12 protein-coding genes and 2 pseudogenes are annotated in these 20784 nt (G+C 70.6%); 11 read left to right on the forward strand and 3 right to left on the reverse strand.

Annotation, left to right across the window (positions count from 1 at the left end; genetic code table 11):
• The first annotated feature begins 165 nt into the window (after nucleotides 1-165).
• On the forward strand, nucleotides 166-1782 hold the full coding sequence (locus tag KWI83_RS28945; protein WP_218517340.1) for a M1 family metallopeptidase: 1617 nt from the start codon (nucleotides 166-168) through the stop codon (nucleotides 1780-1782).
• 174 nt (nucleotides 1783-1956) lie between these two features.
• Nucleotides 1957-3450 (forward strand): GTPase HflX, encoded by a 1494-nt coding sequence (gene hflX / locus KWI83_RS28950; RefSeq protein WP_218517341.1) that lies wholly within the window; start codon nucleotides 1957-1959, stop codon nucleotides 3448-3450.
• Nucleotides 3451-3619: 169 nt separating this feature from the next.
• On the opposite strand, the gene KWI83_RS28955 is transcribed toward hflX, so the two are convergent.
• On the reverse strand, nucleotides 3620-4843 hold the full coding sequence (locus KWI83_RS28955; RefSeq protein WP_218517342.1) for a serine protease: 1224 nt from the start codon (nucleotides 4841-4843) through the stop codon (nucleotides 3620-3622).
• A gap of 561 nt (nucleotides 4844-5404) precedes the next feature.
• On the opposite strand from KWI83_RS28955, the pseudogene KWI83_RS28960 reads away from it, so the two are divergent.
• From KWI83_RS28960 to KWI83_RS28980, 5 genes and pseudogenes are all read left to right on the forward strand, one after another.
• Nucleotides 5405-6414 (forward strand): annotated as a pseudogene (locus KWI83_RS28960) (HAMP domain-containing sensor histidine kinase).
• Nucleotides 6411-7078 (forward strand): annotated as a pseudogene (locus tag KWI83_RS28965) (response regulator). Before KWI83_RS28960 ends, KWI83_RS28965 begins: the two co-directional pseudogenes overlap by 4 nt.
• A gap of 170 nt (nucleotides 7079-7248) precedes the next feature.
• On the forward strand, nucleotides 7249-7653 hold the full coding sequence (locus KWI83_RS28970) for a hypothetical protein (RefSeq protein ID WP_218517343.1): 405 nt from the start codon (nucleotides 7249-7251) through the stop codon (nucleotides 7651-7653).
• A 67-nt stretch (nucleotides 7654-7720) separates the two neighbouring features.
• Complete coding sequence (gene secD, locus KWI83_RS28975) at nucleotides 7721-9949, forward strand: protein translocase subunit SecD (RefSeq protein ID WP_218517344.1); 2229 nt, start codon at nucleotides 7721-7723, stop codon at nucleotides 9947-9949.
• Nucleotides 9950-10234: 285 nt separating this feature from the next.
• Complete coding sequence (locus KWI83_RS28980) at nucleotides 10235-11599, forward strand: APC family permease (RefSeq protein WP_218517345.1); 1365 nt, start codon at nucleotides 10235-10237, stop codon at nucleotides 11597-11599.
• Between the two features lie 189 nt (nucleotides 11600-11788).
• Here KWI83_RS28980 and KWI83_RS40100 read toward each other — a convergent pair whose 3' ends face one another.
• Both KWI83_RS40100 and KWI83_RS40105 read right to left on the reverse strand, forming a co-directional pair.
• A complete protein-coding gene (locus KWI83_RS40100; protein WP_308122240.1) occupies nucleotides 11789-12496 on the reverse strand; it encodes a TraR/DksA C4-type zinc finger protein in 708 nt (235 codons plus the stop codon).
• A gap of 113 nt (nucleotides 12497-12609) precedes the next feature.
• Entirely contained in the window at nucleotides 12610-12783 is a 174-nt protein-coding gene (locus tag KWI83_RS40105) for a TraR/DksA C4-type zinc finger protein (RefSeq protein WP_308122241.1), read from the reverse strand.
• A gap of 963 nt (nucleotides 12784-13746) precedes the next feature.
• Between KWI83_RS40105 and KWI83_RS28995 the strand changes: the two genes are divergently transcribed.
• From KWI83_RS28995 to KWI83_RS29010, 4 genes are all read left to right on the forward strand, one after another.
• Nucleotides 13747-15225 (forward strand): aminotransferase class III-fold pyridoxal phosphate-dependent enzyme, encoded by a 1479-nt coding sequence (locus KWI83_RS28995; RefSeq protein ID WP_218517346.1) that lies wholly within the window; start codon nucleotides 13747-13749, stop codon nucleotides 15223-15225.
• A 281-nt stretch (nucleotides 15226-15506) separates the two neighbouring features.
• Entirely contained in the window at nucleotides 15507-17459 is a 1953-nt protein-coding gene (locus KWI83_RS29000) for an IucA/IucC family siderophore biosynthesis protein (protein WP_218517347.1), read from the forward strand.
• 39 nt (nucleotides 17460-17498) lie between these two features.
• Nucleotides 17499-18296, forward strand: coding sequence for a GNAT family N-acetyltransferase (locus KWI83_RS29005; protein WP_218517348.1), 798 nt, complete (start codon nucleotides 17499-17501; stop codon nucleotides 18294-18296).
• 374 nt (nucleotides 18297-18670) lie between these two features.
• Nucleotides 18671-20665 carry an ATP-dependent DNA helicase gene (locus KWI83_RS29010; RefSeq protein ID WP_218517349.1) on the forward strand — a complete coding sequence of 665 codons (1995 nt, stop codon included), beginning with the start codon at nucleotides 18671-18673 and terminating at the stop codon, nucleotides 20663-20665.
• Nucleotides 20666-20784: the final 119 nt, after the last annotated feature.

Genomic DNA, 20784 nt, shown 5'->3' on the forward strand with positions numbered 1-20784 from the left:
TGGCCTGACCCGTCTCCGTCGTGAGACGCGCCCACGCGCGCGTGCGGCGCCCTGGTCCGTGCCCACCCTCTGGCGCCTGCCTCTCAGGCCCCGCCCGCACCCCGTTCGGGTGCGCCCGGCGCGCGTCGCCGTCGTGTGGTACGTGGGCGCTGATAGCCGTAATCCATGCTGCTCACCTCCCACGACAGGGCTCCCCGGCCCGCCACCGACACCGCCAGAACGCCTTCCACCGACGCCTGCAGCGCCCCCGAGGCCCGCATCGGCGCCCTGCAGACCACCCGTCGGCTGAAAGCGGTCACCCGTCGGCTGAAAGCGGCCCTGGTCGCCTCCGCCGCGTCCGTCTGTCTCGTCGCCGCGAGCGCCTCACCGACCCCGCTGGGAGTCGGCGACCGCCTCTTCCCGTACCTCGGCAACCCGGGATACGACGTGACGGCGTACGACCTGTCCTTCACGTATCCCGGCACCAACGACAAGCCACTCCAGGCGGTCACCACGATCGACGCCTTGACGACCGCACCCCTGTCACGCGTCAACCTCGACTTCGCCCGCGGCAAGGTCGCCTCGGTCGAGATCGACGGTGAGCCGGCGTCGTTCGCCGCGGCCGGTGAGGACCTGGTGGTCACGCCGGACGAACAGGTGCCCCAAGGGCAGCGGATGCGCATCACCGTGCGCCACACCAGTGACCCCCTGCCGTCCGGCGGACGGGAGGGCGGCTGGCTCCGCACCGCCGACGGCCTCGCCATGGCCAACCAGGTCGACGCCGCCCACCTGGTCTTCCCCAGCAACGACCATCCCTCCGACAAGGCCCACTTCACCATCCGGATCACCGCCCCCGAGGGCTACACGGCCGTCGCCAACGGCCTGCCCACCAGCGTGCGGCGCGTCGGCGCCGCGACCAGATGGACGTACCGCACCCAGCACCCCATGGCCACCGAACTCGCCCAGGTCTCGATCGGCCGCTCCACGGTGGTACGCCGCACAGGCCCCCACGCGCTCCCCCTGAGGGACGTCGTCCCGACCCGGCACAGGGCGGCGCTCGAACCGTGGCTCGCCAAGACCCCCGACCAGATCTCCTGGATGGAGGGCAAGGTCGGGCCGTACCCCTTCGAGACGTACGGCGTGCTCGTCGCGGACACCTCCACCGGCTTCGAGCTGGAGACGCAGACCCTCTCTCTCTTCGAGAGAGAGCTCTTCACCGACCCTGCCTTCCCCCAGTGGTACGTCGACTCGATCATGGTCCATGAGCTGGCCCACCAGTGGTTCGGCAACAGCGTCAGCCCCCGCACCTGGTCCGACCTGTGGCTCAACGAGGGGCACGCGACCTGGTACGAGGCGCTGTACGCGGAGGAGAAGTCGAACCGCCCCCTGGAGGCGCGCATGCGCGCGGCGTACGGCGCATCCGACCGCTGGCGCGCCGCCGGCGGCCCGCCCGCCGCGCCCAAGGCGCCCGAGTCCGACAGCCGCCTGGGGATCTTCCGGCCGAACGTCTACGACGGCGCCGCCCTGGTCCTCTACGCCCTCCGCCAGGAGATCGGACGCCCGGCCTTCGAGCGCCTGCAACGGGCCTGGGTGAGCCGCCACAAGGACGACACGGCGACCACCGCCGACTTCGTGTCCCTGGCCTCCCAGATGGCCGGACGCGATCTGAGCGACTTCTTCCAGGGATGGCTGTACGGCGAGAAGACCCCGCCGATGCCGGGCCACCCCGACTGGAAGCCGACGGCGGCGCAGCCCACCGCTGGGCCCAAGGCCATGGAGCCCAGGAAAACGGCGGCGGAATAACACGGTGACGAGACGGGGCGTGCCGTGCGACCATCTTCAGGTCGGCGGCACGGGTGACGGGAATCTCCCGGGACACTCGTGCGTTGTGCAACGTGAAGGACCAGTTCCGAGACCCTTCGCCTGCGGTGCGCCCCGTCGCCGCACATACGGAATCCCCAACGACGTAAGGACCCAATGACCTCCTCTTCTTCCCCTTCCCAGGACACCAAGCGCCTCGCGCACGACTTTCCCGAAGGTCTTCGGGCCGATGCCCTGATGGAAGAGGACGTCGCCTGGAGCCACGAGATCGACGAAGAGCGGGACGGCGACCAGTTCGACCGCTCCGAGCGCGCGGCTCTGCGCCGTGTCGTGGGCCTGTCCACCGAGCTGGAGGACGTCACCGAGGTCGAGTACCGCCAGCTCCGCCTGGAGCGGGTCGTCCTCGTCGGCGTCTGGACCTCGGGGACCGTGCAGGACGCGGAGAACTCCCTCGCGGAGCTCGCCGCCCTCGCGGAGACCGCGGGCGCGCTCGTGCTCGACGGCGTGATCCAGCGCCGCGACAAGCCCGACGCGGCGACCTACATCGGCTCCGGCAAGGCCGACGAGCTGCGCGACATCGTGCTCGAAACGGGCGCGGACACCGTCATCTGCGACGGTGAGCTCAGCCCGGGCCAGCTGATCCACCTTGAGGACGTCGTCAAGGTCAAGGTCATCGACCGTACGGCGCTGATCCTGGACATCTTCGCCCAGCACGCCAAGTCCCGGGAGGGCAAGGCGCAGGTCGCGCTCGCGCAGATGCAGTACATGCTGCCGCGGCTGCGCGGCTGGGGTCAGTCGCTGTCCCGTCAGATGGGCGGCGGCAAGGGCGGCGGCCTCGCCACCCGTGGTCCCGGTGAGACCAAGATCGAGACGGACCGGCGCCGGATCCGCGAGAAGATGGCGAAGATGCGCCGGGAGATCGCGGACATGAAGACCGGCCGCGACATCAAGCGCCAGGAGCGCAAGCGCCACAAGGTGCCCTCGGTCGCCATCGCCGGCTACACCAACGCGGGCAAGTCCTCCCTGCTCAACCGCCTGACCGGCGCGGGTGTCCTGGTCGAGAACGCCCTGTTCGCGACCCTGGACCCGACCGTCCGCCGGGCCGAGACCCCGAGCGGCCGGCTGTACACGCTGGCCGACACCGTCGGCTTCGTCCGGCACCTGCCGCACCACCTGGTCGAGGCGTTCCGCTCCACGATGGAGGAGGTCGGCGAGTCCGACCTGGTCCTGCACGTGGTGGACGGTTCGCATCCGAACCCGGAGGAGCAGCTCGCCGCCGTACGCGAGGTGATCAGGGACGTCGGCGCCACCGACGTACCCGAGATCGTCGTGATCAACAAGGCCGACGCGGCCGACCCGCTGGTCCTCCAGCGGCTGCTGCGGATCGAGAAGCGCTCCATCGCCGTCTCGGCCCGCACCGGCCAGGGCATCGACCGGCTGCTCGCGCTGATCGACAACGAGCTGCCCCGCCCGTCCGTCGAGATCGAGGTGCTCGTGCCGTACACCCACGGCAAGCTGGTCGCCCGCGCCCACGACGAGGGCGAGGTGATCTCCGAGGAGCACACCCCGGAGGGCACCCTGCTCAAGGTGCGGGTGCACGAGGAACTGGCGGCCGAGCTCGCGCCGTACGCTCCGACACCGGCGGCCTGAGCCGTCGTGAACCTGCTGTAGAGCTGTAGAGCTGTAGAGCTGTAGAGAGGGCCCGCCCCTGGTGTGAGGGGCGGGCCTTCGTCATCGGCGGGTCACTGGCCGCCGCACGTCCTGCTCACGTTTGCCCCCAGCTGCAGCGCCGGGCGGAGCGAGAACCGTGGCGGACGTGTCACTGGCCCGCGAACTTGCCGCTCACCGCCTCGAACACGCCCTTGGCCTCATCGCCCAGCCGCGGCCCCGCCAACCAGCCCGAAGTCACCGGTCCGATCGAGGTGTTCGACACCAGCGCAGGCTTCCCGTCCGACCCCGTCGCGACCCAGCCACCGCCGGACGAACCGCCGGTCATCGTGCAGCCGATCCGGTACATCGTCGGGTCCGACGCGTTGATCGACAGGCGCCCCGGCTTGTCCTCGCACTGGTACAGCAGCTGACCGTCGTACGGGGCCCCCGCCGGGTAGCCCGTCGCCGTCAGGCTCTCCATCTCCGGCACGGCCGGAGCCGCGAAGTCCACCGGCAGCGCCGAACCCACCGTCTCCTCCAGGGACTTGCCCCCGTTGCCGTCCTCCGGCGTCACATGGAGCACGGCGAAGTCGTACGCCGCTCCGTCCCCGCCCGTCGAACTGCCCTGCTCGATCCACTGGTCCGAGGTCTGCACCCAGTCGGCCCACCAGACACCGTACGGAGCGACCTCCTCCTTGGTGGCGCTCTGCAGCTCCACGGCCGACATGGCGGCATCGTTGTACGACGGCACGAACGCGATGTTGCGGAACCAGCCGCCGCTCTTTCCGGCGTGCACACAGTGCCCCGCCGTCCACACCAGGTTCGACTTGCCCGGGTTGGCCGGATCCTTCACGACCGTCGCCGAGCAGACCATCGTGCCTCCGGGGGCGTCGAAGAGCAGCTTGCCCGCCTCCGGCGCGTTGGTGTGGTACGACGCCGGCACGCCCTGCGCCTCCACCGGCTCCGGCGTCGGGTCGGTCACCCCCTGGTCTCCGGCGAGGTCACCCTCGTCGACGGCCTGGTCCGGTTCCTGGGCCTCCCGCATCCGGTCCGGGTCCCACAGGTCCTGGATGATCGGGTTGATGAAGTCCTCGGCCTCGCGCAGCCAGTCGTCCCTGTCCCAGTTCTTCCAGGCGCCGTCCCGCCACTTGTCCAGGTCGATCCCGTGCTCTTTCAGCCGGTCCTTGATGTCGTCCGGGATCTGGATCTTTCCATCGCCCTCCGCAGTCGCCGAGGCCGACGCCTGGGCGTCCGCCGCGGGGTCACCCGACTCACACGCGGTGACGGTGAGCGCCAGCGCGGAGGCCAGCGCAACGGCGGCCGGTACGGGGAAGGTTCTGCGACGCGCGCCCCTCTCCCGGCGAGCGGTGAACGACGGACGTGTGGATCGCATGGTGTTACTCCCCCTGGTGGTGAACGGACTCGGCGCCTACGGCCGCGATCCCGACCGAACTCACCTGCGGTTCAGGCCGATCTCACGGCTTTCCGGGAATGGCACCCCAGACTATGCGGTCGCTGTGGGGGACTTCCGATGGAACGGCAACGGTTTCGCTACGGGCTGTCTGACCTGGCAATTCGTCCAGAGTGCTGCCGATTTGACGTCCTCGCGTCGGTGCACCGCGGGCCCGCCCCTGGGCAGTCACGAGGTGTTGTCGCGCGTTGGTGGGCAGGCATGGCGGCCTGCGCCAGAGCAAGTGGTGCCAAGGCCGTGAGGGCCCGCTTCAGGCACCGCGCGAAACCCGGCGGGCGCGCTACCCGTCCGGGCCACATCGAAGACCCACCGAGGCGTGGGCAGGCCATGGGGCGGAAATGGGCATTGACGCCCATCGACGGATCCAGGCGGTACGGGCAGGCCGGCGGTCGGCCGGTCCAGCAGTGGCCGAGGCTCATGCTCGGGCGGACGCGGTGACCGACAGTAGAGACACAGCCGTACGAAGAGGAAGGCGTCATCGCGGTGTCCCTGTTCTGGCGGGTCTTCGCCCTCAACGCCGTGGTGCTGGGGGCCGCGACCGCGCTGCCGCTGTGGGCCCCGGTGACCGTTTCCGTGCCGGTTCTGCTGACCGAGGCGGTCATCCTCGTGACCGGCCTGGTGGTCATGCTGATCGCCAACGCGGCCCTGCTGCGGATCGGGCTGGCCCCTTTGGACCGGCTCACGAAGCTGACGACCACCGCTGACCTCTTGCGCCCCGGGCAGCGGCTGCCGGAGCACGGCCGGGGTGAGATCGCCGAGCTGCTCCGCACCTTCAACGCCATGCTGGAGAGGCTGGAGCAGGAGCGAGCCGCCAGCAGCGCCCGTGTCCTGCTCGCGCAGGAGGCCGAGCGGCGCCGCATCGCCCAGGAACTCCACGACGAGGTCGGCCAGAGCATGACCGCGATCCTGCAGCGGGCAGCGGGCAGCGGGCAGCGGGCAGCGGGCAGCGGGCAGCGGACGAGGCGGACGAGCCGTTGCGCGGAGAGCTGCATCAGGCGCAGGAGATCACCCGGGAGAGCCTGGCCGAGGTGCCCCGCCTGGTCCGTCGGCTGCGGCCGGGCGTCCTGGAGGATCTCGGGCTGGTCAGCGCCCTGACCTCGCTGACCACCGAGTTCGCCGCCCATACCGGGCTGCGCGTGGTGCGCCACTTCGATACCGGCCCGCCCGAGCTGGATCAGCAGACCGAACTGGTGCTGTACCGCGTCGCCCAGGAGACCCTGACCAACGCGGCCCGCCACGCCGAGGCCAGTCGGGTGGAGGCCCGCCACGCCGAGGCCAGTCGGGTGGAGGTGAACCTGCGTCACACCGATGGCACGGTCGTGCGGGCCGTCGCGGACGACGGCCGAGGGACAGGGCCCGCGCGGGAAGGCGCGGGGATCCGCGGGATGCGCGAGCGGGCCCTGCTCATCGGCGCCACGCTGGACGTCATCTCCCAGCCGCGGGCCGGTACGCGGGTCCGACTGGCCGTGCCCGTTCCCAGGGAGCAGTCATGAACACAACCGACTCGTCGTCCATGATCCGTATCCTCCTCGCCGACGACCATGCGCTGGTGCGTCGCGGCGTGCGGCCCGTCCTCGACCGGGAGCCGGACCTTCAGGTCGTCGCCGAGGCCGGCGACGGCGCGGAGGCCATCGCCCTGGCCCGTATCACGAGGTCGACCTGGCCGTGCTGGACATCGCCATGCCCCGGATGACCGGCCTGCAGGCCGCACGGGAACTGAGCGCGCTGAAGCCGGACCTGCGCGTGCTGATGCTGACCATGCATGACAACGAGCAGTACTTCTTCCAGGCGCTGAAGGCCGGTGCCAGCGGATACGTGCTGAAGTCCGTGGCCGACCGCGACCTGGTCGCCGCCTGCAGGGCCGCCATGCGCGACGAGCCCTTCCTCTACCCGGGTGCGGTCACCGCCCTCATCCGCAACTACCTCGACCGCGTCCGCCACGGCGAGGAACCACCCGACCAGGTCCTCACCCCCCGAGAAGAGGAGGTGCTCAAGCTCGTCGCCGAGGGCTACTCCTCCAAGGAGATCGCCGAGATACTCTTCATCCGTATCAAGACCGTCCACCGGCACCGGGCGAACCTGCTCCACAAACTCGGCCTGCGCGACCGTCCGGAACTGACCCGCTACGCCATCCGCGCCGGCCTCATCGAACCCTGACCCGCTTGTCCCCTACGGCTGCCTCAACAAGGCAGGCCGCCCACTCCCCAGCCGGGACCGTGAGGCCCCGGCAGACCGCTCGCACCCGCCACCACCGACACAACAAGACCTTGAGGCCCCGGCAGATCCGCTCGCGCCCAGCCACCACCGACACAAGAAGGGGACGGCGCATGGCACGCTCCTTGCACACCGTCCCCCGCGCGGGCGGCCTCGGCCCGGCAGCGGTGATCGCTGTCCTGCTCGCCGTCCTCACCGCCCTGCTCAACTCGCCCGCGCACGGCAGCACCTACCTCACCTATGGCGCGGCGCCGACTTCCGGCGCCGCGCAGACCGGCAGCGAACCGTACGCGGACGACGGGCACTCCGCCGTCCGTAACACCCTGGTCCGAAGCCAACGCGATACCCCCGGCGAGCGTCTTTCACCGTCGGCCACCGCCACCCTCACCTCGTACTGCGGGGCCCATAGCCCGCCGTCGTGCGCACGCACGCCCCTACTGGCGGCGAACCCGCCCGCCTCCCTCCGGCCCGCGGACCGTCACCAAGGGCGGGCACCACCTCCAGCCCCAGGCACCTGAACTTCTTCCTTCTTTCCGTTGACCGCGGCCACTGTCCTGGCCGCGGTGTGCCTGCCGGAGGCCCACTGTGACCCGCGCCCTGCGCATCCGAGGGCTGCTCGCCCTCGCCGCTGTTGCCCTGTCGCTGTACATCGCCCTCACCGTGCCCGTCCAACTCGGACTCGATCTGCGCGGTGGCACACAGATCGTGCTGGAAACCCGCCCCACCGCCACCGCTGACGCCGACAGCGAAGCCGTCGACCGCACCGTGGAGGTGCTGCGCGAGCGCATCGACGCGCTCGGCGTCGCCGAACCCTCCCTCGCCCGCTCCGGCAGCAACCGGGTCGTCGTCGAACTTCCCGGCGTCCAGGACCCGGCCAAGGCCGCGGACGTGCTCGGCCGCACCGCCCAGCTCACCTTCCATCAGGTCCTCGGCACAGCCACCCATGCCGAAGACACTGCCGAACCGCTGCCCGAACGGCCCCGCGAGCAGGTTCTGGCCGACGAGTCCGGCCAGCTCCTGCGCCTTGAGGCAGCCTCGCTGACCGGCAAGGACGTCAAGGAGGCCGCCGCCCGGTTCGACCAGCAGAGCGGCGCCGGGTGGCAGGTCGCCGTCGACTTCAAGGGGGACGGCCGCGACAGCTGGGCCCACTTGACCGGCCAGGCCGCCTGCCACCCGGCGGGGGACCCGTCCCGAAGGGTCGCCATCGTCCTGGACGACAAGATCATCTCCTCGCCCCAGGTCGACCCCTCGATCGCCTGCGGCTCGGGCATCAGCGGCGGCTCCACGCAGATCACCGGATCCTTCAACGCCGACGAAGCCAAGGAACTGGCCCTGCTCATCAACGGCGGCGCTCTGCCCGTACCCGTCGAGACCGTCGAGCAGCGCACCGTCGGCCCCACCCTGGGCGAGCAGGCCATCACCGCCAGCGCCTGGGCCGCCGCCGTGGGCACCGCGCTGACCGCGCTGTTCATCATCACCGTCTACCGGGTCACGGGCGCTCTGGCCACCGTGGCCCTGGCCTGCTACGGCCTGCTCTCCTACGCCGCCCTGGCCGCCCTCGGCGCTACGCTCACCCTGCCCGGACTCGCCGGCTTCGTGCTGGCCATCGGCATGGCCGTCGACGCCAACGTCCTCGTCTTCGAACGCGCCCGCGAAGAGTACGCCTCCCGCCACCGACCCAGCCCCCGCTCAGCCCTGACCGCGGGATTCCGTGGCGCCTTCAGCGCGATCGCCGACTCCAACATCACCACCCTCATCGCCGCCGGCCTGCTGTTCCTCCTCGCCTCCGGACCGGTGCGTGGCTTCGGCGTCACCCTGGGCATCGGCGTCCTCGCCTCCATGTTCAGCGCCCTGGTCATCACCCGCGCGCTCGCCGACTACGCCGCCTCCCGGCGCTGGCTGCGCAGCCGCCCGCGCCTGACGGGCATCGCCCACACCGGCATCGTCCGCGACCACCTCACCCGCAAGAATCCCCACCTGATGCGTCGCTCCCGACGGTGGCTGGCCGCCTCCGCCACCGTCCTGGCCCTGGCCGCCTCCGGGATCGCCGTGCGCGGCCTGGACTTCGGTATCGAATTCACCGGGGGCCGTCTCATCGAATACGCCACCGCCACTCCCGTCGACCCCGACCGGGCCCGCGCCGCCCTCGCCGACGCCGGATTCCCCCGCGCCGTCGTCCAGACCTCCGGCGACAACCGGCTCACCGTCCGCGCCGACCAGTTGACGAATGCACAAGCAGCCACCGTCACCGAAACCATCAGTCGTCTGACCAGCCACGCGGACAAGCTCCGCGACGAAACCATCGGCCCCAGCCTCGGCAAGGAACTACGCCACAACGCCCTGATCGCCCTCGCCGTCGCCCTCGGCGCCCAGCTGCTCTACCTCGCCGCCCGCTTCCGGTGGCTGTTCGGCACCTCCGCGGTCGCCGCCCTCGCCCACGACGTGGTGATCCTCATCGGCGTCTTCGCCTGGCTCGGCAAACCCATCGACGGCGTCTTCCTCGCCGCGCTGCTGACCGTCATCGGCTACTCGGTCAACGACTCCGTCGTCGTCTTCGACCGCATCAGAGACATGAGCCGACGCGACCGCAAGGCGCCCTTCGCATCCATCACCAACCGAGCACTCCTGCAGACCCTGCCCCGCACCGTCAACACCGGCCTGGGCGCCGCCTTCATCCTCACCGCCCTGGCCGTCCTCGGCGGCGACTCCCTCACCGACTTCGCCCTCGCCCTGCTCATCGGCCTCGCCGTGGGTACCTACTCCTCCATGTTCACCGCCACACCCCTCGCCATCGAACTCCACAACCGCACGTAGGCACGGCTCGCTGCGCCCTGCGCTGCAGTCACCGTGGTCCGTCAGCCGCCTGCGCCCGGGATCCCATGTGCAGGGGGGCGGCGGAAAGCCATGTGATTCGTCAAGCCTGCGGGTATCGGGAGCTGGGGCCTTGGGGCCTTGGGGCCTTGGGGCCGTGGAGTCTTCGGGGCCTTCGGGCCTTGGGGCGAGTCCGTGTCTCCGATTGCAGTACGCCAAGGCATCACTCCCTGGCCTGCCGGGCAGGCAAGACGTTGTTCAGCGCGGAACACCTCAGGGGGAGCCTTCGTGTCCACAACCACAAGGGATGCCGCCGCTTCGGCGGGGAATGGGGACGAGACCCCGCTGCGGCGGGCCATCGGTCCCCGACTGCTGGTCCTGTTCGTGATCGGCGACATCCTCGGTACCGGGATCTATGCCACCACCGGGCAGGTCGCCGGCAAGGTGGGCGGGGCCCTGTGGCTGCCGTTCGTCATCGGATTCGTCGTAGCCATCCTGACAGCCGCCTCGTACGTCGAGCTTGTCGGCAAGTATCCGAAGGCGGCCGGCGCCGCGCTCTACACCCAGAAGGCGTTCCAGGTCCCGTTCCTCACCTTCATCATCGCCTTCATGGTGATGTGCTCGGGCCTGTCCTCGGCGAGTGCGGCGGCCCGCGCCTTCAGCGGCGACTACTTCGCCGAGTTCACGGACTTCTTCCCGCCCACCCTCATCGCGATCCTGTTCATCCTCGCCCTGGCGGCCCTGAACCTGCGGGGCGTGTCGGAGTCCGTGAAGACCAACGTGGTCCTCACCATGGTCGAACTGACCGGCCTGCTCGTCATCCTCACGATCGGCGCCTGGGCAGTCCTGACCGGCGACGGTGAACCGTCCCGGCTCGGCGAGTTCCAGGCAGAGGGCACCGGTTACGCGCTGATCACCAGCGTGCTGGGAGCGACAGCTCTCGGCTTCTTCGCCTTCGTGGGCTTCGAGGACTCCGTCAACATGGCCGAGGAGACCAAGGACCCGGTGCGTACGTTCCCGCGCGCCATCTTCACCGGCGTCGCCGTCACCGGCACCATCTACGTCCTGGTCGCCCTGGTCTCCTCGCTGCTCGTCGACTACCGCGTGCTGGAGGACTCCAGCGGCCCGCTGCTGGAGGTCGTCAAGGCCGGCGGCCTCGACTTCCCGCCCAAGCTGTTCGCGCTGATCGCCCTGTTCGCGGTCACCAACTCGGCACTGATCAACATCATGATGGCCTCCCGCCTCTGCTACGGCATGGCGAACGAACGCATCCTGCCGCGCGCCCTGGGCCGCGTGCTCCCCCGGCGCCGCACGCCGGTCGTCGGGATCGTCTTCGTCTCGCTCCTCGCCATCGGCCTCGTGTCCACCGGGGAGATCGCGGGCCTCGGCGACACCACGGCCTTCCTGCTCCTGTGCGTCTTCGCCGTCGTCAACGTCGCCGTCCTCGTCCTGCGCCGCGACCGCGTCGAGCACCAGCACTTCCGCACACCGACGGCCCTGCCGGTGCTGGGCGCGGTCACCGCCCTGATCCTGGCCAGCCCGCTGTCCGACCGGCCCGCGGACGTCTACATCCGGGCGGGCGTACTGCTGGCCATCGGAATCGGGCTGTGGGCGCTCAACAAGATGGTGATGAAGGTACGCGGCGAGGCCTGAGTCGCACCGCCCTCCGGGTGGGCGCGGGTGGGCGCGGCGCGATCACAGCGCCACGGGCAAGGCGCTTGGCGCTTGCGCCCATCGGCGCCCGGCACCTCTGCCTCCGCCACTCATGCCCCGCGCCACCACGGCAAGGCCGTTATGGGCATCGGTCACCTGCGGCAATGGGCACTGAACCCGACGACAATGTCACGTGGCTGCGTGCGACGGTGGCATAGACGCCCGACGTGCCGATCCCCGAAAGGATGAGTCATGGCGCAGCCCGGCACCCTTCCACTGCGCGACCCTGAGGCGGAGATGCAGCGAAGCCGTCTCGCCCGCGCTCTGGAAACAGGGCGCCCGCGCTATCGACGACGGTGCCGCGCTGGACGGGGTGGTCGGCGAAGGTGGGCGGGCCGGTGACGGGGCACGTCGAGGATGCCGTGGCGGCCGACCGGCCAGGCGCGAGTGCGAGCGCTGCCCGAGCCGATGGCGATCGCGGGTCAGCGTCGGCAGGTCGGCCATGGCCGGCGGCGAACAGCAGCGATCACGAGCGGACCTCCCTGACCTGGGGCAGCGCCCGCAGTAGCGGGCCTGTGGCACGATGCGCAGCCGCGCCAGCTCGACGGGGTTCCGGCACTGCCGGCAGACGCCGTAGGTGCCCTGATCCATGCGCTCCAGGGCGGCCTCGACATCGGCGAGGACCATGCGGGCAGAGGCACACAGCTTGATGTGAACCTCCAGCTGGGAGACCGCGGCCTGCTCGCGGGCGCGCTGGGCCCGCGCGGGAGCGCCCTGCCAGACCTGGGCGAGCTGTTCCAGGCGAAAGACACGCTGCTCGTTGAGGTTCTCCCGCAGCCCGGCCAGTTCGGCCGCGCTCAGGCCCGCGTTGGTGTCGGCGACGACCTGCTGGTTCACGACGTCACCCCTTTCCAGAAGTGAAGCAGGGGGCACACAGAAGGCTCCGGCTGCGGCCGGAGCGGGACAGAGTCAGGCCCGCGGCCCTGTGGCACAGGGAAGGGCCACGCGGGTCAGTCGGCGCGATGCTCGCAGGGCACACAGCACCGCGCGTGCGGGAGGATCTCCAGCCGCTCCACCGGGATCGGCTTGCCGCACCCCTGGCACATGCCGTACGCGCCCGCCTGAAGCCGGGCAAAGGCGGCGTCGATGTCTCTCAGTACCTGTTCCACAGCCGTCCTCTGCACGACTTTCAGATCTCTTTCAGATCATCGGCCTCCTGAGCGCCCCTGGCGGCTTCGCCGAGGGCCTGCAGCCGGGCGACACGGGCGCTGCGCTCATGCTCCAGACGCTGGCGTGCCTCGTTCACACTGAGACGTTCGACAGCAGCGCCGACGCGGGCAGCGGAGTCCAACGACATCGCGACATCAGTCCCTTCCCATCACAGCCGCGCAGGGAGACCGCCGCGTTCACCGGCAATCTCCCGTTTCGCCCTCCACCCTCACCGCCCGGGCAGCAGACGGCCATCGGGCGCAGACCCCATTTCGGTGGGGACACACAGCGCAGAGGGGGCACGTGGCAAAGGGCGTACGCCTGGGTCTCCCGCAGCGGGGGCGCAGCAGCCACCCCGACCACTCGGTATCCATACAGAGCTGCACGTTCGTGTCCGCTGACACCCTGCCAGTGAGTGTGGGGGCGATCGGAGTTGGACGGCCCTTCACGGAACCAGGCTGATGCCGCCATTGGATGTCAGATGCCTCACCTGGGCCGTTCGGACCGGCAACGGGCCCGTCACGGCAAGGATCTTGGAGCAACCCGTAACCCGGTCGCCGGACCGCGGTTGGTAGCGGTGGGGGTGGGGAGCGGGGCTGGTCCTGTGTGCCCATGCTCTGCCTGCGTTGCCTCGGGAGGTGTGCTGTCGGGAGTGGCTGTCCACAGCTGCGACGCGGGCGCGGGCCCTTGAGCGGGTGTACGGGACTGCGAGCCCGTCCGGGACCGGCAGCCCGGCCGTCGAGTCGTGACGCACCGGGCCGCGATGCCGTACGCGCCGGGCAGTTGGACGGCGGCCGGACACGTCCCTTTCGGCCAGTCGGCGAGTGAGGGCGCGGGAAGCGGAAGCGGGCGATTGCCGGCCGGATGCGGAGAGTGCGAGACCAACTCGTCGCCTCACACCGGCGGCAGGCCGCCTCGGAGCGGGAGGACAGGTAACCGTGGCAGTGACCGAGCAGATCCCACGCCGCCAGCCGGCGCGCGAGCCGGGGGCGCGGACCTACCCGGGCGCCCTGCCGATCGTGCCGGTGCGTGCTCGCGGCCTCACCGTCGAGGACGCGGACGGACGCCGCTACCTGGACTGCCTCTCGGGCGCCGGGACCCTTGCCCTCGGCCACAATCACCCCGTCGTGCTCGAAGCGATCCGCAAGGTCCTCGACTCGGGCGCCCCACTCAACGTCCCCGACCTGGCCACCCCCGTCGAGGACGCCTTCGTCACGGAACTCAAGCGCACCCTGCCGCCCGGACTCGCCGAGAACGCACGCGTGCAGTTCTGCGGCCCGTCGGCAACGGAAGCCGTCGAGACCGCCACCGCCCTCGTCTGCGCCGCAACCGGACGCACCCAGGTCGTTGCCCTCACCAGCACCGATCACGGGATGACGCCCGACCTGTCGGGAACTTCCGGAGAGGCCGGCCAGGCGCCGGACGCCCGCCTGCGCTCCCCGCGCGGCTGTCACTGTCCCTTCGGCATCGCCGGCACAGACGCCGCCGAACTGGCCGCCCGCCGGACCGGGGCCACCCTCTCGTCCTCGTCCCCGGCGACCAGCCCCGCCGGAATGCTCCTCGAACCCGTCCATGGGGAGTGCGGAGTGATCCCCACGCCCGACGCATGGATGCGCGCGACGCGGCAGATCACAGCCGCCCGTTCCATCCCCCTCATCGTCGATGAGACGCAGACAGGGGTCGGCAGGACCGGTGCCTTCTGGGCCGTCGAGCACAGCGGGGTGACGCCCGACGTGATGATCCTCTCCGAAACCATCGGCGGCAGCCTCCCGCTGGCCGCGGTGATCCACCGCGACGACCTCGCACCTCGCTACCCCATCACCCCGACCAGCCCGTTCCGCGGCAACCAACTCGCCCTCGCCGCAGGCACGGCAACCCTCGCCCACGTCCGCCAACACCGCCTCGCCGAACGAGCGGCGGCCATCGGGTCCCACATGCTGTCCCAACTCCGCTGCCTCGCCCGGGAGTTCCCCTTCATCGGCGATGTGCGCGGGCGGGGACTGATGATCGGCGTGGAGCTGAGGGTGGCTTCGGAAGCGGCGGACTCTTGTGTCGTCCGAGATGAGGCCGGGACTCCGCGCATCAGCGGTGCGATCGGTCCGACGCCGCCGAGCCCGGGAGGACGCGCCCAGGGTACGCACCCTGCCGCTGTTGAACTCGCCGTCGCCGTTCAGCGGGAGTGCCTCCGACGCGGCCTGATCGTCGGACTCGCCCGACGGCACCCGAGCGTCGTACGGCTGCTCCCACCGCTCACCATCAACGACGAGCAGGCTTCCGCAGTACTCGACCGCCTGGCCGACGCACTCACGGCCGCGGCCCGCGCCCACCCCGACGAGGGCGACCGCCCATCGCGCCGCTCGAAACACCAGCCCCACGACCACGCCAACCATGCCGACCGCGCCGAGCGGTCGCGATAGCGGAGGTGCGGATGCAGATGCGCCCTCACACGTCGCGACGACCGCCGTCGTCTGAATGCCACTTCCGGGCAGGGGCCGAAGCCCCCTGCCCGAAACCCTCTGCCGAACCGAAGCCCCACCTTCTGAACCACACGCATCACCCTCAGTCGAACGCCCCACTTGCTCAGCCCCACCACAACCCGCGCCTCGCGCAGCCTGCTCGCCAGCACCACCCACCTGTCCATACGAGCGCAAACCCGGCTCGTAACACCCGAGCCAGAGCGACCCCATGAGGAAGCGTCTTGACCACCGCCCACACACCCGACGGCCGTTTGCACACCCCCGCGCAACGCTGCTGCCGCACCCAGGCCACAGCCGTACCGACGACCCCGACGGTCCCCGGACAACAGGGCGGTTGGCAGCAGGCGGAGCAGCTGTACGGCAGCGCTGCAGACCTCCTGGACCACCCCGACGCCCACACAGCAGCCCAGGCGGCGGCCGTGGAGAACATGCTGCGCTGCTGGGTGCGCGAGACCGGCCTCCCCGCCTCCGAGCACGGCACGCTCCGCATCCCGCTCCCGGCCAGCGGCACCGCTCTGCTCGTCCCCGTGCACTACTGGTCCCGCACGGGCTGCCACCGCTTCGGCCTGCCGTATCTGCCCGGCGCCCCGGAACCGTCCCAGCCGCTCGACGCCGTCACCCTCGCAGCGCTGCTCGCCCGAGAGACGTCCGGGGGAGGGACGATGCGCGGACGCAGCGAAGGCACCGACGTCGTCGCGCGTGTCGCCGACTCCGTCCGCCGTGTCGCCACCTTCATCAGCGACCGCAGACAGCACCCCGCGGACGAACCCGACCCCTTCCTGGCAGCCGAGCAGGCACTCCTGCTCGGACATCCACTCCACCCCACCCCGAAGAGCCGCGAAGGCCTCACCGAAGGCGAAGCGCGCCTCTACTCACCCGAACTGCGCGGCTCCTTCCGCCTGCACTGGATGGCTGTCGCTCCTTCCGTCCTCGCCACCGACTCGTCCTGGACCGAGCGTGGCCGCGCCGTCCCCGCGGCCCGGCTCACCGCCCACCTGGCCGGAGCCGACCTGCCCCTGCCCGATGGCTACACCACGCTTCCGGTGCACCCCTGGCAGCTGCGCGAGCTTCGGCACCGCAGCGATGTCGCCGCCCTGCTCGACGCCGGACTGCTTCGGGACCTCGGGGCCCACGGCTCCGCCTGGCACCCCACCTCCTCCGTCCGAACCGTCTACCAGCCCCACGCCCCAGCCATGCTCAAGCTGTCGCTGGGCCTGAAGATCACCAACTCCCGTCGCGAGAACCTCCGCAAGGAACTGCACCGTGGCGTCGAGGTCCACCGCCTGCTGCGCACCGGGCTGTCCCAGCAGTGGCGGTCCGCCCACCCCGGCTTCGACATCGTCCGCGACCCGGCCTGGCTCGCCGTCGACGGACTGGACGGCAGCCCCGTGCCCGGACTCGACGTGATGATCCGGCACAACCCGTTCACGCCCACGGACGATGTCTCCTGCGTCGCCGGGCTCACGGCACTGCGTCCCCACGCCTGGCCGGGCCCGTCCGCCGGCGGTCCGCAGCCCGACCGGCCGTCGCAACGGTCCCGGCTGGCCGACGTCGTCACTCGGCTCGCCGGTCGGACCGGTCGTCCGCGCCGAGCCGTCGCGGCCGAGTGGTTCCTGCGCTACCTCGAACAGGTCGTCCGTCCGGTGCTGTGGCTGGACGGCGAAGCCGGGATCGCCCTGGAGGCCCACCACCAGAACACGCTGGTCCTGTTGGACCGCGATGGCTGGCCGGCCGGCGGCCGTTACCGCGACAACCAGGGCTACTACTTCCGCGACTCCCGACGCGCGGAGCTCACCGCCCGACTGCCGGGCATCGGCGAGCGCAGCGACACCTTCGTCTCCGACGAGGTAGCCGACGAGCGCTTCGCCTACTACCTGGCGATCAATAACGTGTTCGGCCTCATCGGTGCGTTCGGATCGCAGCATCTGGCCGACGAACGGCTCCTACTCGCCGCCTTCCGTCGCTTCCTCGACAGCGCTGCCTCCGGCCCTGTCCGGCTGCGCACCACGCTGCCCTCCCGGCTCCTCGACTCACCTGCCCTGCGCTGCAAGGCCAACCTGCTGACCCGGTTGCACGGCCTCGACGAACTCGTCGGCCCGGTGGACACCCAGTCCGTCTACGTCACCATCGCCAACCCCCTATTCCTGATCAACGCCAACTCCCTTCGTCCATAAGAAAGACGCCCCGACACCGCCTTCTGAGAGGAGCCCCACGTGTCTCCGACCGACGCGAGCGCCGACGCCGAAACCGCACCCGTCACGGACAGGAGTCCCGGCCCGGGCGAGCGCAAGGGAACGCCCGAGGACACCGATGCCGAGGACACCCTGGACCTGCGTCTGCCCGGTGAGTTCATCGCGTTGCTCGCCGGCGAGGAGCCCGAAGCGGACCGGCCACCGCATGCCATGGCGCCACGGCTGACAGCAGTCCCGCCCGTGCCCGACGACCTGCTCGACCACGTCGGCGGCTGGGGCCCGATCGACACACCCGCAGGCGTTCTGCAACTCGTCCCCGTACGCATCGAGCGGGACCTGCCGCTCATCGGCCGCTGGATGAACGACTCCGCCGTGGCCGCGTTCTGGGAGCTGGACGGAACCCCGGATGTGACCGAGCAGCACCTGAACGCGCAGCTGGCCGGTGACGGACGCAGCGTCCCCTGTCTCGGCGTGCTGGACGGCACCCCGATGAGCTACTGGGAGATCTACCGGGCCGACCTCGACGCACTGGCCCGTTACTATCCCGCCCGGCCGCACGACACCGGCATCCACATCCTCATCGGCGATATCGCCAAGCGCGGCCAGGGACTCGGCAGCACCCTCCTCAGATCCGTCGCGGACCTCGTCCTCGACAAACGGCCCGCCTGCGCACGCGTCGTAGCGGAACCAGACATTCGCAACACTCCTTCCGTGGCGGCCTTCCTCAACGCCGGTTTCCGGTTCGCCGCCGAGGTCGACCTGCCTGCCAAACGGGCCGCCCTCATGATGAGAGACCGGTCCCTGAGCCATCTGCTGTAGCGCTGTGCCACAGCGTCATCACTTTTGGTACACCGCCGATGGCGATCCGGTTCCCACCGAATTTCATCGACTCCGTCTGGGGGCACGGCAACCCGGCCGACCGATCGCGACTGGCCCACCCCGCCCAGTCCGAACCACAACCACCCGGCCCCGCTCAAGGCGATCAACAACCGTCCCCCCATCGCCGCCCAAGCCGATCCTCAACCGTCCCGCTCCGGTCCAAGCCCGATCCCCGTCGATCTCATGCCGCACCCAACCGATCCGATGCACACCCCGCCTCCCTCCCTCAGCCCAGAACCCCCTATCCCTGATCCAGCCCTCACCCCCACCGTCATCACCCGTTTGTCAGTGCCGGGCCGTAGGGTGGTCGAGCTATGACGAAGCCCTCACTCCCCGAACTCCTGCATGCCGCCGTCACAGCCGTCGGCGGTACGGAGCGCCCCGGCCAGGTGACCATGGCCGAAGCCGTCGCGGAGGCGATCGACGACGGCTCCCATCTGCTGGTCCAGGCCGGCACCGGTACCGGCAAGTCGCTGGGCTATCTGGTGCCCGCGCTCGCGCACGGCGAGCGTGTCGTCGTAGCGACCGCCACCCTGGCGTTGCAGCGCCAGCTGGTGGAGCGGGACCTGCCGCGCACGGTCGAGGCGCTGCACCCGCTGCTGCGCCGCCGTCCGGAGTTCGCGATGCTGAAGGGCCGGTCCAACTACCTGTGCCTGCACCGCCTCCACGAGGGCGTCCCGCAGGACGAGGAGGAGGGCCTCTTCGACCAGTTCGAGGCGGCCGCGCCCACCAGCAAGCTGGGCCAGGACCTGCTGCGGTTGCGGGACTGGTCGGAGGAGACCGAGACCGGCGATCGGGACGACCTCACCCCGGGTGTCTCCGACCGCGCGTGGGCCCAGGTGTCGGTCTCGTCGCGAGAGTGCCTGGGCGCCTCGAAGTGCGCGTACGGCGCCGAGTGCTTCGCCGAGATGGCACGGGAGCGCGCCAAGCTCTCCGAGGTCGTCGTCACCAACCACGCCCTGCTTGCCATCGACGCCATCGAGGGCGCTCCCGTCCTCCCGCAGCACGAGGTGCTGATCGTGGACGAGGCGCACGAGCTGGTCTCCCGGGTCACCGGTGTCGCCACCGGCGAGCTGACCCCCGGCCAGGTCAACCGCGCGGTGCGCCGCGCCGCGAAGCTCGTCAACGAGAAGGCCGCCGACCAGCTCCAGACCGCCGCCGAGGGCTTCGAGCGGCTGATGGAGCTGGCCCTGCCCGGCCGGCTCGAAGAGATCCCGGAGGATCTCGGCTATGCGCTGACGGCGCTGCGCGACGCCTGCCGCACGGTCATCTCCGCGATCGGCGGGACCCGCGACAAGTCCGTCCAGGACGAGGACGCGGTCCGCAAGCAGGCGCTGGCCTCCGTGGAGACCGTGCACGACGTGGCGGAGCGGATCACGCACGGCTCGGAGTGGGACGTCGTCTGGTACGAGCGCCACGACCGCTTCGGTGCCTCGCTGCGCGTCGCCCCCATGGCGGTCTCGGGCCTGCTGCGGGAGAAGCTCTTCGCGGACCGCTCCGTGATTCTCACCTCCGCGACCCTGAAGCTGGGCGGCGATTTCAACGGCGTCGGCGCCTCCCTGGGACTCGCCCCCGAAGGCACCGAAGGAGACGACCTGCCCAAGTGGAAGGGCGTCGATGTCGGCTCGCCCTTCGACTACCCGAAGCAGGGCATCCTCTACGTCGCCAAGCATCTGTCCCGCCCCGCGCGGGACGGCGATCGCGCGGACATGCTCGACGAGCTGACGGAGCTGATCCAGGCGGCGGGCGGGCGTACTCTCGGCCTGTTCTCCTCGATGCGGGCCGCCCAACTGGCCGCCGAGGAACTGCGCACCCGCATCCCCGAGTTCCCGATCCTCCTCCAGGGCGAGGAGACCCTGGGCGAGCTGATCAAGAATTTCGCCGCCGACCCGGAGACGTGCCTTTTCGGCACGCTGTCGCTCTGGCAGGGCGTGGACGTGCCCGGCCCGAGCTGCCAGCTGGTGGTCATGGACAAGATCCCGTTCCCACGGCCTGACGACCCGCTGATGAGCGCCCGCCAGAAGGCGGTGGAGGACGCCGGCGGCAACGGCTTCATGGCGGTCGCCGCCACCCACGCGGCCCTGCTCATGGCCCAGGGCGCCGGGCGCCTCGTACGGGCCTCGGGGGACCGCGGTGTGGTCGCCGTACTCGACCAGCGGCTGGCCACGGCCCGCTACGGGAGCTATCTGAAGGCGTCACTGCCCGACTTCTGGTACACCACGGACCGCAACCAGGTTCGGAAGTCACTGGCCGCGATCGACGCGGCGGCCAAGCAGCAGGAAGCACAGCCCTCCGCCACAGAGGTGTAAGCGCAGTGAGAGGTGGGTTGGCCTGACGCATCGCGGCGTGAGGTCATCCCACCTCTCAGCGCGGGTCCGCACAGCACAGGACCCCGGAACCGGCGCAGGGGTCCCGGGGCCCGGTCAGG

Origin of the sequence: Streptomyces sp. TRM70350 (genome assembly GCF_019219825.1) — a bacterium.
Classification (GTDB): Bacteria; Actinomycetota; Actinomycetes; order Streptomycetales; family Streptomycetaceae; genus Streptomyces.